Source organism: Mycobacterium sp. E3251, from assembly GCF_001666835.1.
GTDB lineage: Bacteria > Actinomycetota > Actinomycetes > Mycobacteriales > Mycobacteriaceae > Mycobacterium.
This window is the reverse complement of sequence record NZ_LZJF01000110.1, coordinates 1-14,106: the sequence shown is the minus strand read 5'-3', so window position 1 is coordinate 14,106 and position 14,106 is coordinate 1. Positions and strand designations below refer to the sequence as shown.

13 protein-coding genes and 1 pseudogene are annotated in these 14,106 nt (G+C 67.3%); 5 read left to right on the top strand and 9 right to left on the bottom strand.

The genetic code is table 11. From position 1 onward, the window contains the following. The 3 genes from A5697_RS13675 to A5697_RS13665 form a co-directional block, all read left to right on the top strand. On the top strand, positions 1-1,932 hold a 1,932-nt coding region (locus tag A5697_RS13675; RefSeq protein ID WP_082953378.1), incomplete at its 5' end, for a multifunctional oxoglutarate decarboxylase/oxoglutarate dehydrogenase thiamine pyrophosphate-binding subunit/dihydrolipoyllysine-residue succinyltransferase subunit. Between the two features lie 128 nt (positions 1,933-2,060). Continuing rightward, positions 2,061-2,888 (top strand): SDR family oxidoreductase, encoded by an 828-nt coding sequence (locus A5697_RS13670; RefSeq protein ID WP_068010937.1) that lies wholly within the window; start codon positions 2,061-2,063, stop codon positions 2,886-2,888. 67 nt (positions 2,889-2,955) lie between these two features. Next, positions 2,956-3,807: an SDR family oxidoreductase gene (locus A5697_RS13665; RefSeq protein WP_067945163.1), complete on the top strand. Its 852-nt coding sequence runs from the start codon at positions 2,956-2,958 to the stop codon at positions 3,805-3,807. Positions 3,808-3,815: 8 nt separating this feature from the next. Here the strand turns inward: A5697_RS13665 and A5697_RS13660 are convergent, their stop codons facing one another. The 3 genes from A5697_RS13660 to A5697_RS13650 form a co-directional block, all read right to left on the bottom strand. Next, a complete protein-coding gene (locus A5697_RS13660) occupies positions 3,816-4,682 on the bottom strand; it encodes a glycine betaine ABC transporter substrate-binding protein (RefSeq protein ID WP_067945162.1) in 867 nt (288 codons plus the stop codon). After that, positions 4,679-5,875 (bottom strand): NADP-dependent malic enzyme, encoded by a 1,197-nt coding sequence (locus tag A5697_RS13655; RefSeq protein WP_067945160.1) that lies wholly within the window; start codon positions 5,873-5,875, stop codon positions 4,679-4,681. Before A5697_RS13655 ends, A5697_RS13660 begins: the two co-directional genes overlap by 4 nt. A 74-nt stretch (positions 5,876-5,949) precedes the next feature. Further along, positions 5,950-6,939, bottom strand: coding sequence for a malate dehydrogenase (locus A5697_RS13650; protein WP_067945158.1), 990 nt, complete (start codon positions 6,937-6,939; stop codon positions 5,950-5,952). Between the two features lie 194 nt (positions 6,940-7,133). Here A5697_RS13650 and corA point away from each other — a divergent pair, with 194 nt between their 5' ends. Beyond that, positions 7,134-8,237, top strand: coding sequence for a magnesium/cobalt transporter CorA (corA, locus tag A5697_RS13645; protein WP_068010938.1), 1,104 nt, complete (start codon positions 7,134-7,136; stop codon positions 8,235-8,237). A 3-nt stretch (positions 8,238-8,240) separates the two neighbouring features. Here corA and A5697_RS13640 read toward each other — a convergent pair whose 3' ends face one another. From A5697_RS13640 to A5697_RS13615, 6 genes are read right to left on the bottom strand one after another with little or no spacing between them, the layout of a single operon-like run. Next, positions 8,241-8,834: a suppressor of fused domain protein gene (locus A5697_RS13640; protein ID WP_067945156.1), complete on the bottom strand. Its 594-nt coding sequence runs from the start codon at positions 8,832-8,834 to the stop codon at positions 8,241-8,243. Then, positions 8,831-10,009, bottom strand: a complete 1,179-nt coding sequence (locus A5697_RS13635) for an ABC transporter ATP-binding protein (RefSeq protein WP_067945154.1) — start codon at positions 10,007-10,009, stop codon at positions 8,831-8,833. The genes A5697_RS13640 and A5697_RS13635 overlap by 4 nt, the downstream gene beginning before the upstream one ends. Before the next feature lie 4 nt (positions 10,010-10,013). Then, on the bottom strand, positions 10,014-10,856 hold the full coding sequence (locus A5697_RS13630) for a carbohydrate ABC transporter permease (protein WP_067945152.1): 843 nt from the start codon (positions 10,854-10,856) through the stop codon (positions 10,014-10,016). Further along, positions 10,846-11,763, bottom strand: coding sequence for a carbohydrate ABC transporter permease (locus A5697_RS13625; protein WP_067945150.1), 918 nt, complete (start codon positions 11,761-11,763; stop codon positions 10,846-10,848). The genes A5697_RS13630 and A5697_RS13625 overlap by 11 nt, the downstream gene beginning before the upstream one ends. Beyond that, positions 11,760-13,142, bottom strand: a complete 1,383-nt coding sequence (locus A5697_RS13620) for an extracellular solute-binding protein (RefSeq protein WP_369806117.1) — start codon at positions 13,140-13,142, stop codon at positions 11,760-11,762. The genes A5697_RS13625 and A5697_RS13620 overlap by 4 nt, the downstream gene beginning before the upstream one ends. A gap of 55 nt (positions 13,143-13,197) precedes the next feature. Next, a complete protein-coding gene (locus tag A5697_RS13615) occupies positions 13,198-13,725 on the bottom strand; it encodes a general stress protein (RefSeq protein ID WP_067945145.1) in 528 nt (175 codons plus the stop codon). Between the two features lie 158 nt (positions 13,726-13,883). Here A5697_RS13615 and A5697_RS13610 point away from each other — a divergent pair. Then, positions 13,884-14,106, top strand: a pseudogene (locus A5697_RS13610) (DUF4190 domain-containing protein); the annotation flags it as partial.

Sequence of the window (14,106 nt, the reverse complement as noted above, 5' to 3'; positions counted from 1 at the left end):
CTGCAGATGTTCGGCGACAACGACATTCAGGTCTCGTTGACCGCGAACCCCTCGCACCTGGAGGCCGTCGACCCGGTGCTCGAGGGCCTGGTCCGGGCCAAGCAGGACCTGCTGAATCGCGGCGCCCACGACGACGGTGACGAGAAGGCCTTCTCGGTGGTGCCGATGATGCTGCACGGCGACGCCGCCTTCGCGGGCCAGGGCATCGTCGCCGAGACGCTCAACATGGCGGACCTGCCCGGTTACCGGGTCGGCGGCACCATCCACATCATCGTGAACAACCAGATCGGCTTCACCACCGCGCCGGAGTATTCGCGATCCAGCGAATACTGCACCGACGTCGCCAAGATGATCGGGGCACCGATCTTCCACGTCAACGGCGACGACCCGGAAGCCTGCGTATGGGTGGCGCAGCTGGCCGTGGACTTCCGGCAGAAGTTCAAGAAGGACGTCATCATCGACATGCTGTGCTACCGTAGGCGCGGCCACAACGAAGGCGACGACCCGTCGATGACCAACCCCGCCATGTACGACGTCGTCGACACCAAGCGTGGCGTTCGCAAGAGCTACACCGAAGCCCTGATCGGTCGCGGCGACATCTCGCTGAAGGAGGCCGAGGACGCGCTGCGCGACTATCAGGGCCAGCTGGAACGGGTGTTCAACGAAGTTCGGGACCTGGAGAAGCACGGCGTCCAGCCGAGCTCATCCGTCGAGGCCGACCAGATGCTTCCCGCGGGCCTGTCGACCGCGGTGGATAAGGCGTTGCTGTCGCGCATCGGCGACGCGTTCCTCGCGCTGCCGGAGGGCTTCAGCGCGCACCCGCGGGTACAGCCGGTGCTGGAAAAGCGCCGGGAGATGGCCTACGAGGGCAAGATCGACTGGGCCTTCGGCGAGCTGCTGGCGCTGGGTTCGCTGGTGGCCGAGGGCAAGCTGGTGCGGCTGTCCGGCCAGGACACCCGGCGCGGGACCTTCTCCCAGCGGCATTCCGTGATCATCGACCGCAATACCGGCGAAGAGTTCACCCCGCTGCAACTGCTGGCGACGAACACCGACGGGACGCCCACCGGCGGCAAGTTCTTGGTCTACGACTCGCCGCTGTCGGAGTACGCCGCCGTCGGCTTCGAATACGGCTACACCGTGGGCAACCCGGACGCCCTGGTGCTGTGGGAGGCGCAGTTCGGCGACTTCGTCAACGGCGCGCAGTCGATCATCGACGAGTTCATCAGCTCCGGCGAGGCCAAGTGGGGTCAGCTGTCCAACGTGGTGCTGCTGCTGCCGCATGGCCACGAAGGCCAGGGCCCCGACCACACCTCCGGCCGCATCGAACGCTTCCTGCAGCTATGGGCGGAGGGTTCGATGACCATCGCGATGCCGTCGACGCCGTCGAACTATTTCCACCTGCTGCGCCGGCACGCCCTCGACGGAATCAAGCGGCCGCTGATCGTCTTCACACCGAAGTCGATGCTGCGCAATAAGGCCGCCGTCAGCGACGTCAGGGACTTCACCGAGATCAAGTTCCGCTCGGTGCTCGAAGAGCCGACCTACGAGGACGGCATCGGTGACCGCACCAAGGTCACCAGGATCCTGCTGACCAGCGGCAAGATCTACTACGAGCTGGTGGCGCGCAAGGCCAAGGACAACCGGGACGACGTCGCGATCGTGCGCATCGAGCAGCTCGCCCCGCTGCCCAAGCGCCGGCTCAACGAGACGCTCGACCGTTACCCCAGCGCCAACGAGTTCTTCTGGGTGCAAGAGGAGCCGGCCAACCAGGGCGCGTGGCCGCGGTTCGGCCTCGAGCTGCCCGAACTGCTGCCCGACAAGCTGACCGGGCTCAAGCGGATCTCGCGCCGGGCCATGTCGGCCCCGTCGTCGGGCTCGTCGAAGGTGCACGCGGTCGAACAGCAGGAGATCCTCGACACCGCGTTCCGCTAGCCCGGCGACGGCGGGGCGCGCTAAAGGAGCCGGGCAATCGAGCCGGGCCCGGGTTCCCACCCGCCGGTACGAGTGACCGCCGGTACCGGCTAGCCTCGACGCAAACGGGCCAACAAGAAAGGGTGCTCATGCAGGGGTTCGCCGGCAAGGTCGCGGTGGTGACGGGTGCGGGTTCGGGAATCGGGCGAGCACTGGCCGTTGAGTTGGCCCGCTCGGGCGCCAAGGTCGCGATCAGCGACGTCGACGTCGACGGCCTGGCCGAGACAGAGGCGCAGCTGAAGGCGATCGGCGCCGAAGTCAAGGCGAATCGGCTCGACGTGACCGAGCGCGAGGCGTTCCTGGCCTACGCCGACGCGGTCAAGGAGCACTTCGGCAAGGTCAACCAGGTTTACAACAACGCCGGCATCGCCTTCACCGGCGACGTCGAAGTCAGCCAGTTCAAGGACATCGAACGGGTGATGGACGTCGACTTCTGGGGCGTCGTCCACGGCACGAAGGCATTCCTGCCGCACCTGATCGCCTCCGGCGACGGCCACGTCATCAACGTCTCCAGCGTGTTCGGGCTGTTCTCGGTGCCCGGGCAGGCAGCCTACAACTCGGCCAAGTTCGCCGTCCGGGGATTCACCGAGGCGCTGCGACAGGAAATGGTGGCGGCCGGGCACCCCGTGGCGGTGACCACCGTGCACCCCGGCGGCATCAAGACCGCGATCGCCCGCAACGCCACCGCCGCCGAGGGACTCGACCAGGCCCAGCTGGCAAGTCTCTTCGACAAACGGCTCGCCAAGACCAGCCCGCAACGAGCCGCCCAGATCATCCTGGATGCCGTGCGCAAGAAGAAGGCCCGTGTGCTGGTCGGCACGGACGCCAAGGTGTTGGACGCCTTGGTGCGGTTGACCGGCTCCGGATATCAGCAGCTTTTTGGGCCCGTCATGGGCCGGTTGATGCCCAAGCACTGACGGGCGCCCCACCGGAGGCTGTCGGCACCGGATAACCTGACGCAGCACGCCAGCACGAGGAGTACGCATGCATGGGTTCGCCGGCAAGGTCGCCGCGGTGACGGGCGCGGGTTCGGGGATCGGCCAGGCGCTGGCCCTCGAACTGGGACGCGCCGGCGCCAAGCTCGCGATCAGCGACGTCGACCTCGAGGGCCTGGCCGACACCGAAGCGCAGTTGAAGGCGATCGGAACGGAAATCAAGACCGATCGCCTCGACGTGACCGAGCGCGAGGCGTTCCTGGCCTACGCGGACGCGGTCAAGGAGCACTTCGGCCAGGTCAACCAGGTCTACAACAACGCAGGCATCACCTTCGTCGGGTCCATCGAAGACAGCCGGTTCGAGGACATCGAACGGGTGATGGACGTCGACTACTGGGGCGTCGTGAACGGCACCAAGGCATTCCTCCCACACCTGATCGCCTCCGGCGACGGCCACGTCATCAACGTCTCGAGCGCGCTCGGCCTGTTCTCGGCTCCCGGCCAGGCGGCTTACGTTTCCGCCAAGTTCGCGGTACGTGGATTCAGCGAGGCGCTGCGACAGGAGATGGTGCGGGCCGGCCATCCGGTGCGGGTCACGACGGTGCACCCGGGCGGGGTCAAGACGGGGTTCGCCCGCAACGCCATCTTCGCCGACGGGCTAGACCAGGACGGCCTGGCCGAGAAGTTCGAGGAAGAGCAGGCCAAGACCACGCCCCAACGGGCGGCCCAGATCATCCTGGGCGCCGTGCAGAAGAACAAGGCCAGGGTGCTGGTCGGACCGGACGTGAAGGCTATGGACCTGGTGGTTCGGCTGACCGGATCGAGACCTGAGCGGCTGCTGGGCGGGCCGGTCATGGCACGCGTGCAGCAAGTGGTACACCAGCTCATGCCCAAGCGCTGACGCCCGCCTTAACGCCCCAGCGGGTGTTCCGCCAACCACCCGCCCGCGACCGCCTGCGGGTCGGCTCCGCCGGCCACCTGGCGGCGCATGTCGACCAGGGCCGCGGTGTCCAGCACGCCGGCGACCTCGTTGATCGCCAGCAGCTGTCGATCGCTCAGCGCGTTCCGGCGATACAGCGGCACCACGTTCTCGGCGCGGATCAGCGCGGGTTTGCCGTCGGCGAGCGCGACGAGGTCGGATGGGAGGCCGGGGTCGGCGGTGGTCGTCCACCCCGCGGTCAGCTGCCCGGCCCGAATCGCGCCGAACATCGTTGCCTCGTCGGGGAATTCGCGTGGAGCGGGAAGCCGGCAGGTGCCCACGCTCGAAGGGGCCCGACGCCCGGTGACGGCGCCCACGACCAGGCCGGCGCAGTGCTTCGGCAGCGTGCTCAAGTCGGCGCTGACATCGCTGCCGCCCCACACGTTGGCGGTGGCTCCCGTCACCAGCAGCACGGGCTTGTCTTCCGCGGCGGTCGCATAGTCGCCCGCGGCGACACCCTCGGGCAGCGCGGCCACCATCGCGCGGTAGACGTCGGCGTCGGACATCGCCACCGCGCCGGGCTGCAAACTCTCCAGCTTGCGGCCGGTCAGGGCCGGGACGACAGTGAACGTGCCCGAGTCCAGGCGCGCCATCGGATCGTCGGCGGTCTCGGCGCGCGCCGCGAAACCGTATGACCGCAGCGCGGCCACGTAGACGCCGGCCAGCAGGGTCGACTCGGAATCCGTCCCGGAGCCGACCACCAGTTCCGGACGGGCGCGGCGGTCGCCGGCATCCCCGCAGCCGGCCACGACGAGTATGGCGGCGAGCAGCGGCACCGCCAGCCAGCCGGTCCTCACCCCGCGATGTCTGCGGGGTCCGCGGCCAGTGCCACCGCCGTGGCGACCGCATCCCCCACGCGCAGGTCCAGCGGGCTCGGGACAATCCTGTCGAACGCCAGGTCGTCACTGACGACCGAGAAGATCGCCTCGGCCGCGGCCACCATCATCTTTTCGGTGATCCGCCGCGCCCCGACATCCAGCGCACCCCGAAACACGCCGGGGAAGGCCAGCACGTTGTTGATCTGGTTGGGGTAGTCGCTGCGGCCGGTGGCCACCACCGCGGCGTACTTGGCCGCGAGCTGCGGATGGATCTCCGGATCGGGATTGGACAGCGCGAAGACGATCGCATCGGGCGCCATCGTGGCGATCATCTCCTCGGGCACCACACCACCCGAAACCCCGAGGAACAGATCGGCGCCACGCAGCGCTTCCGCCATGCTGCCCGTGAGACCGTCGGGGTTCGTGCGTTGCGCCAGAACGCTCTTCACGCTGTTCATGTCGTCGCGCCCGGTGTGCAGAATCCCGCGCGAGTCCAGCACGGTGATGTCGGAAACACCCATCGCCAGAAGGAGATTCGTGCACGCGACACCCGCTGCCCCGGCACCGGAAACCACTACCCGCAGCGACGTCATGTCGCGACCGAGCAACTTGGTGGCACCCATCAGCGCGGCCAATGCGACGATCGCGGTCCCGTGCTGATCGTCGTGCATCACCGGGCAGTCCAGCGCCTCGATGACTCGCCTTTCGATCTCGAAACAGCGTGGTGCGGAGATGTCCTCGAGGTTGACCGCGCCGAACGTCGGGCGCAGTCGCACCAAGGTTTCGACGATCTCGTCGGGGTCCTTGGTGTCCAGCACGATCGGGATCGCGTTGAGCCCGCCGTATGCCTGGAACAGGGCGCACTTGCCCTCCATCACCGGCAGCGACGCCGCGGGCCCGATGTCACCCAGGCCCAGCACAGCGCTGCCGTCACTGACGACGGCGACCAGCCGGTTCGCCCACGTGTAACGGGCGGCCTGGGTGCGATCGGCGGCAATCGCGCGACTGACCTGCGCCACACCAGGGGTGTAGGCGATCGACAATGCCCGCTGGGTGTCCAGCGGGGCGGTCAGGCCTACGGAAAGCTTGCCGCCTACGTGTGCCTCGAAGATCTCCGCGTCGGTGATCGCCTGTTCGGCGCGCGTCTGTATCGATTCAATCAACTCGGACACGCGCCCCAGGGTACTGACTACCGATTAGTAGGCCTAATCTGCGCGGAGATGACCTTCGCGACGACCGGGTGGGGTCAGATCAGTCCCAGCTCGGTCACGGCGTTGCGCTCGTCGACCAGCTCGGCGGTGGTCTTGTCGATGCGGCTGCGGGAGAAGTCGTCGATCTCCAGCCCCTGGACGATCGACCAGTCGCCGTCCTTGGTGGTCACCGGGAACGACGACACGATGCCCTCCGGCACGCCGTAGGAGCCGTCGGAGTAGACCGCCATCGACACCCAGTCACCGTCCGGGCTGCCCAGCAGCCACGAACGCGCCGCGTCGATGGTCGCCGACGCGGCCGAGGCCGCCGAGGACGCGCCGCGCGCGTCGATGATCGCCGCGCCGCGCTTGGCCACGGTCGGGATGAAGTCGTTCTCGATCCAGTTCTGGTCGCCGACGACCTCGGCGGCGTTCTTGCCGCCGACCTCGGCGTGGAAGATGTCGGGGTACTGGGTGGCCGAGTGGTTGCCCCAGATGGTCATCTTCTTGATGTCGGTGACCTTCGCGCCGGTCTTCTTGGCCAGCTGTGAGATGGCCCGGTTGTGGTCCAGGCGGGTCAGCGCCGAGAACCGCTCCTTGGGGATGTCGGGCGCGTTGCTCAGCGCGATCAGCGCGTTGGTGTTGGCCGGGTTGCCGGTCACGCCGATGCGGACGTCGTCGGCGGCGACGGAGTTCAGCGCCTTGCCCTGGGCGGTGAAGATCGCACCGTTGGCCTCCAGCAGGTCGCTGCGCTCCATGCCCGGGCCGCGCGGGCGGGCGCCGACCAGCAGGGCGAGGTTGACGCCGTCGAAGATCTTGTTCGCGTCCGCGCCGATCTCGACGCCGGACAGCAGCGGGAATGCGCAGTCGTCCAGCTCCATCACGACGCCCTCGAGCGCCTTGAGCGCCGGCTCGATCTCGAGCAGCCGCAGCTCGATCGGTCGGTCGGGGCCCAGCAGTGCACCGCTCGCCAGGCGGAACAACAGGCTGTAGCCGATCTGGCCGGCGGCGCCGGTGACGGCGACCTTGAGGGGACTTGCGCTCACGTCGAAATGCTCCTTGTGGAGGTAGTCATGCAGATTCGGGTCTCGGCTCGAAACTAGCGCACCCCTCTCGGCCGCCAACCTCCGGTCCGATACCCGGCCCTGTCCGCCGCGCCCGGATCGGCGCGCTTTGCGAGGCCAGGGCGCGTAGCATGAACCACCGCCCGGTCAGACCGAAGCAGCGATCGGAGGTGGATGTGTTCCAGGGTTTTGACGCATTGCCCGAAGCGCTTCGGCCGCTCGCCCACGAGCCGCGCCCGTCGCATCCCGATCCCCAGCCCCACTCGCCCAACGAGACGCTGGTCGACTGCGCCGTCTACGCCGACGGCCACCGGCTGCCCGGGAAATTCAGCTACGTCGCGGCCCGCGACAAGGTGCGCCAGATCGAAATGCTCGGAAACGAGGCCTTCGTTTGGGTCGGTCTGCGCGAGCCCGACCAAACCGAGATGCAGGAAGTCGCGGACCTTTTCGGCATGCATCCGCTCGCGGTGGAGGATGCCGTGTGCGCGCACCAGCGGCCCAAGCTGGAGCGCTATGACGACACGCTGTTCCTGGTGCTCAAGACGGTCAATTACGTTCCGCATGAATCGGTCGCGCAGGCCCGTCAAATCGTCGAGACCGGCGAGGTGATGGTTTTCGTCGGCAAGAGTTTCGTGGTCACCATCCGCCATGGCGAACACGGCGGGCTGTCCGAGGTGCGCAAGCGGATGGAGGCCGACCCCGAGCAATTGCGGCTGGGGCCTTACGCGGTGATGCACGCCATCGCGCATGAGGTGGTGAACCACTACCTCGATGTCAGTCACCTCATCGAATCCGACATCGACAGCATCGAGGAAGTGGCGTTCGCCCCGGGCCGCAAGATCGACGTCGAACCCATCTATCTGCTCAAGCGTGAGGTCGTCGAACTTCGCCGGTGCGTCAACCCGTTGTCCGGGGCGTTTCACCGAATCCAGATGGAGAACAAGGACCTCATCTCCAAAGAGGTGCGGCGCTACCTGCGCGACCTCGCCGACCACCACTCCGAGGCCGCGGACCACATCGCCAGTTACGACGACATGCTCAACTCGTTGATCCAGGCGGCGCTGGCGCGGGTCGGGATGCAGCAGAACAACGACATGCGCAAGATGGCGGCCTGGGCCGGCATCCTGGCGGTGCCCACCATGGTCGCCGCCATCTACGGGATGAACTTCCATTTCATGCCCGAATTGAATTGGACGTGGGGATACCCGGGAGTCATGGCCGCGATGACGCTGACCTGCCTGGTGCTGTACTTCCAGTTCCGGCGCAACAACTGGCTCTAGCCATCAACCAGGTTGTGCGGCAGGGCGATTCGGATTCAGCACGTCGACGCCGTCGTTCTGCCACGCCTGTCGCATGGCTTCGGGGCCCTTCAACCGCACCCAGGCCGCTTCGGTCGCGGTGATGGGGGTTGCCGCGAGGAACCGCACCGGGTCGCGGGGCGGTTCCAGCGGCAGGTCATCGATGCCGCTGGGACCCAACAACACCGCGGTGAACGGCACTCGCCCGCCGGGCCGCGCCCACAGCGGCGAGCCGAGATCGACCAACGCGTCGGCGGTCAGCACCAACCCCTCGACCGCCGGCGTCGCGGCCAACACCGCAAGGCTGCGCGCAATCCCGCTGACCTGCCCCGGGTTTCGCAGGCTCAACACGACTTCGGCGCGCGGGCCCCGCGTCTGGTCATCGATCATCTGGGTCGGGTCGGCCATCGGATAGCGAGAACATCCCAGCGACACGTAGTGCACCAGCCCGTCGCTCGCACGGAAGCGCAGTACCTCGATGGGTTCGGTGCCCAGGAAGGTCACGCTCGCCGAATCGGGCTCCGCGCCGGCGAAGTGGCGGCGCAGGTGGGCACGCACCTGGTCCAGGATCCGGCTCACTGCTCCCCAGCCGCCGCGATGGTCAGGTTCGCCCCGGTGCCTGCGTCGAAAACGGCGAGCTTCGCGGTATCGAACGCCAGCTCGAGAGACTGTCCCATTGCCGCTTTGGACTCCGCGGGAACCCTTGCGACGAATTGGTTTTCGTGTGCGTGCGCCGCGGCTGCCAGCTCGTCGAGCTGAGCCGAGTGCGCCGCCCACCCCGCGGTGGAGAAGTAGACGAACTTGTCGGCACCCAGCGACTCAACCAAGTCCACCTTCACCTCGAAGGTGAGCGCCCTGATGCGCTGGTACCCATCGATCAAAGCCGCATCGTGCAGATGCTCGGGCCGCACCCCGACGATGACGCTCTCCGGCGCGGGGTGTCGCGCGATCACCTGTTGGACTTCCGGTGTCACCACCACTTCCCCGAACGGCAGCGTCAGCCCGGTCGGCGTCAACGTGGCCGGGAAGAAGTTCATGGCCGGCGAGCCGATGAACCCCGCGACGAACAGGTTGGCCGGATGTTCGTAGAGCTCGTCGGGGGTGCCGATCTGCTGGGCGACTCCGCCGCGCATCACCACCACCCGGTCTCCCAGCGTCATGGCCTCTGTCTGGTCGTGGGTGACGTAGACGGTCGTGGTGCCCAGCCGCTTCTGCAGCCGCGCGATCTCACCGCGCATCTGGACGCGCAGCTTGGCGTCCAGGTTGGACAGCGGCTCGTCCATCAAGAAGGCTTTGGGGTGGCGCACGATCGCCCGGCCCATCGCGACCCGCTGTCGCTGCCCGCCCGACAATTGGGAGGGCTTGCGGTCGAGCAGTTCAGTCAGGTCAAGGGTTTTGGCGGTCTCCTCTACCTTCTGGGCGATCTCGGCCTTCTTCATCTTGGCCAGCGTCAGCGGAAACGCGATGTTCTGCCGCACGGTCATGTGCGGGTACAGCGCGTACGACTGGAACACCATCGCGATGTCCCGATCCTTGGGCGCCTTCTCGTTCATGCGCTCACCACCGATGCGCAGCTCGCCCGACGAGATGTTCTCAAGGCCGGCAATCATATTGAGCGTTGTCGTCTTACCGCACCCCGACGGGCCGACCAGAATCAGGAACTCACCGTCGGCGATGGTGATGCTGAGGTCTTTTACGGGGGTGGCGCCGTCCGGGTAGCTCTTGGTGACATGGTCCAGCACAATCTCGGCCATCGAGCTATCCCTTCACAGCGCCGGAGGTCAACCCGGCGATGATTCTTCGTTGGAAGATTAGAACAAAAGCGATGATCGGGACCGTGATCACGACGGCACCGGCCGCGATCGATCCGGTCGGTTCCTCGAATTGCGAACTGCCACCGAAATTCGCGATGGCCACCGGCGCGGTGATCGCCGCCTTGGTGGCGGTCAGCGACAGCGCCAGCAGCAGGTCGTTCCACGCGAAGATGAACACCAGGATCGCCGCGGTGACCACCCCGGGCGCGGCCAGCGGGACGATCACCTTGCGGAACGCCTGGGCCGGTGTCGCGCCGTCCATTTTGGCCGCCTTCTCCAGATCCCACGGAATCTCCCGGAAATACGCCGACAGCGTGTAGATGGCAAGCGGCAGCGCGAATGTGATGTAGGGCAGGATCAGGCCGGGCCAGGTATCGAACAGTCCGACGAAACGTTCGATGTTGAACAGAGGCGTGACCAGCGAGATCGCCGGGAACATCGTGACCAGCAGGGTGGCGCCGATCAGCATCCGCTTGCCCGGGAAGTTGAGCCGGGCGATCGCGTAGGCCGCCATCGCGCCGAGCCCCACAGCTATCGCGGTGGTGATCAACCCGATCCCGATTGAGTTGACCAGTGCCGAGCCGAACAAGTCGCCGCGGAAGATGCCGCGGTAGTTCTCGAGGGAGACCGACGACGGAATCAGCTTGCCGTCCTTGACACTTGACGTCGGCTTGAGCGAGAGGCTGAGGATCCACAACACCGGAACGAGTGCGTAGACCACCACCACGGTGTCTAGCAGGACCCAGCCGGCCCAGGCCCGCCCTGTGCTCGCTGTGTTACCGGCCATCGACGTCACCACCGGGAGCCGCCGCGCCGAACGCCTTGATGTAGACAAGCGCGATGATGCCCACACAGAGGAAGATCAGCACGCTGATCGCCGAGCCCAATCCGACGTTGAACCCCTTGAATAGATTGTCGTAACCAAGGATTGACACCGAGTCGGTGTTGTTGGCGCCGTCGGTCAGCACGTAGATGCTGTCGAAGATGCGGAAGGCGTCCAGCGTCCGGAAGAGCAACGCGACCACCACCGCCGGCCTGATGATGGGCAGGGTGACGCGCATCAGCCGCCGCCACGGGCCGGCGCCGTCGACCTGGGCGGCCTTCAGCAAGTCCTCGGGCACCAGCGCCAGCCCGGCCAGCAGCAGCAGCGACATGAAGGGGGTCGTCTTCCAAACCTCGGCCAGGATGACGATGCCCAGCGACGGGATCTGGGCGGTCAGGGGTGCGCTGCCCTGCGGCAGAAGGTTGGCCAGATAGCCGGTTCCGGGCGTCCACGCGTAGTACCAGCTGTACGACGCGACCACGGTGACGATGCCGTACGGAATGAGCACCGCGGTGCGCACCAGGCCCCTGCCGACCAGCGTGCGGTGCATCACCAGTGCCAGCGCCAGGCCCAACACGAACTCGAGCGACACCGAAACCGCTGCTATTCCCAGGGTTACGGCCAGAGCGGTCCACCAATAGCGGTCGGTCAAGATCGTTTGGTAGTTGCTCAATCCGACGAACGCGGTGTCGTGGGGGGTGGCGAGGTTGTTGCGCTGCAGGCTCAGCCACACCGCGTAGCCGATCGGGTAGGCCGTCACCGCCAGCATCAGGATTGCCGCAGGCGCGACGAGCACAAAGGCAAGTCGCCGTTCCGGCAACTGGTTTCGGGCCCGAGGGCGCGGCGCGGCGGCGGTGGCGGTGGCGGTCACGGCAACAGCCCCTTGCCGTCGATGGCCTTCTGCGCCTGCGCGGTGAGTTCGTCGGCCGTTCGCTCCGGGTCGATTTCGGTGATCGGGCTCAGCGTCGCCGACAGCCGCAGCGACAGCGCCTGATACACCGGAGTCGCCGGCCGTACGGCGGCGTCGGTGAGCTGTTGGCGGATGATCGTGTACATCGGATATTTGGCCTGGAATTGTGGGTCGGAGTACAACGACGTTCGGACCGCCGGCAGGCCACCCGCCATCGAAACGTACTTCTGGCTCTGCAGGCTGCGCAGGCAGCGCACAGCTTCGAAGGCCTCCGCGCGGTGGCGGGTGGTACTCGCCACGGCGAGGTTCAACCCGCCGAGCGTCACCTTGGCCGGCCGGCCCGGCGCCACACCGGGATACGGCGCGAATCCGAAGACCCGCCGGCTGGCGTCGTAGGCGATGCGGAACTGCTCGTCGCTGGGCACGAACGTTCCGACGTCGTTGATGCTGCCCGCCAGGGCCGGGTCGCGGTTCAGCGGCAGGAAGGGGACGCCGCCCTTCACCGCGTTCTCCAGCATGGAGGCCAGCACATACGGCCAGTTGACTTCCAGTGCGGCCTTGCCCTGTTCGACCGCCAGGCGCGCCGTGCCTTCGTCGGTCCGGCTGATCGACGGGTCGGCCCCGGGGGCGGTACCGACGGACTTGAGGATGCGCAGCGCGTTGACGGTCGCGGCCCGGTGAGCGGGCGTGTCGGTCAGCGTGACCTGGCGGCCGTCCTCGGAGAGCACCTGACCGCCGCCAGTCACCAGCAGCGTGTTGAACCACACCACCAGGCCCTCATTCTCGTTCGCCTGCACGGCGATCCAGGCGGGCTGACCCGCGGCGTGCAACCGGGCGGCTTCGGCAACCATCGCGTCCCAATCCTGCGGCGGTTGTCGCACCAAATCGGGCCGGTACCAGAGCAATTCGGTGTTGGTGATGATGGGCTCGGCATAGAGTCTGTGTTTCCAGCGGGCGGTCGCCAGCGGGCCGGGCAGGGTGTCAGCGGCGGCGTCGGCTTCGGCCCGACCCTCGGGATCGTCTGACAGCGGCAGCGCCCAGCCCGCCTCGGCGAACTCCGCGGTCCACACCACGTCCAGTCCCATCACGTCCAGCCCGCGGTCGTGGGCGCTCAGCCGCCGCGCCAGCTGCACTCGCTGCTCCCCGGGACCCCGCGGCAGGCTCACGTGCTGAATGGCGAACCGTCCCCGCGATTGCCTGGTGCACTCCTGGGACACCGCCGTGAAGGTGGCCGAGTCGGTGGCCGGCGTGAAGAAGGTGATCACCAGCCCGTTGCCGGCGGACCCGCAGGCCGAAAGCGCCGCCATGGTGGTCACCGTCGCCAGCGCGATGACGCCCATCCGGCGCAGGCGCCCGGGACGTTTCACCACCGATTCACACCTCTCGCGCGCGGCCTCAAATCGCTAAGCGCGCCAACAGGTCCCGTGCCTTCTCCGCGTTCTGCGGATCGCAGAGCACGTCGTAACGGCCGGCCACCAACTGCATGGTCGAGCTGAAATCCCTTGTGCCACGGGCCATCGCGTACGGAACCGCGGAGGTGATCAAACCGAAGAACACACCGGCGACGAGGCCGGTGGCCAGCGCAGCCCACGGATTCGGGCTGAAGAATCCGAGCACCAGCCCGATGAACAGGCCCAGCCAGGCCCCGCTGAGCACACCGCCGCCGAGAACCTTGGGCCACGTCAGCCGGCCGGTCACTCGTTCGACCTGCATCAGGTCGACGCCGACGATGATCACCTGCTGCACGGGGAACTGCTGCTCGGACAGGTAGTCGACGGCGCGCTGCGCCTCGGCGTAGGTGGGATAGGAGCCGACCGGCCAGCCCTTGGGTGGGGTCGGTAGCGAGGGCACGCCGCGCCGAGCGGCCGCCGCGCCGGGGGGCGTGGCGCCGGGAACTTGACCGGGCTGGAAAGGACTAGTCATTGCTGCTCATTCTCCTCCGCCCCGGCCAAGCTCACATCTCGGGCCTTCATAGCCTATCCAGCGACGCGCACCAACTTGGAAAACAAGACGCCGGGGTCGGCGGGCCCGCGGCGATTCGCCGCCAATCCCCCACCTGGGCATCGACTAGGTTGAACAGCATGACAGCGCCCGGCGATGACTTCGGCGAACGCTCCCACGATGACCAGGCCAAACCGACGTCCGCCGGCGGCGGGGTGCCGGGGCAGCCAGAGGCGCCGTGGGAGCCGCCCGCGTCGGCGGCACAGGAATATCCGCCCCCGGCCTACCCGCCGCCGGCGTATCCCACCGAGCACCCTGGCTATGGGGCCCAGTACCCGCCGCCACCCGGATACGGGCAGCCGC

Bases quoted from the DNA above. Each gene is read 5' to 3' on its own strand.
- A5697_RS13630 (WP_067945152.1), bottom strand. From the start codon at position 10,856: ATGGCCGGTAACACAGCGAGCACAGGGCGGGCCTGGGCCGGCTGGGTC.
- A5697_RS13635 (WP_067945154.1), bottom strand. From the start codon at position 10,009: ATGGCCGAGATTGTGCTGGACCATGTCACCAAGAGCTACCCGGACGGC.
- A5697_RS13670 (WP_068010937.1), top strand. From the start codon at position 2,061: ATGCAGGGGTTCGCCGGCAAGGTCGCGGTGGTGACGGGTGCGGGTTCG.
- A5697_RS13620 (WP_369806117.1), bottom strand. From the start codon at position 13,142: ATGGGCGTCATCGCGCTGGCGACGGTGACCACCATGGCGGCGCTTTCG.
- A5697_RS13615 (WP_067945145.1), bottom strand. From the start codon at position 13,725: ATGACTAGTCCTTTCCAGCCCGGTCAAGTTCCCGGCGCCACGCCCCCC.
- A5697_RS13665 (WP_067945163.1), top strand. From the start codon at position 2,956: ATGCATGGGTTCGCCGGCAAGGTCGCCGCGGTGACGGGCGCGGGTTCG.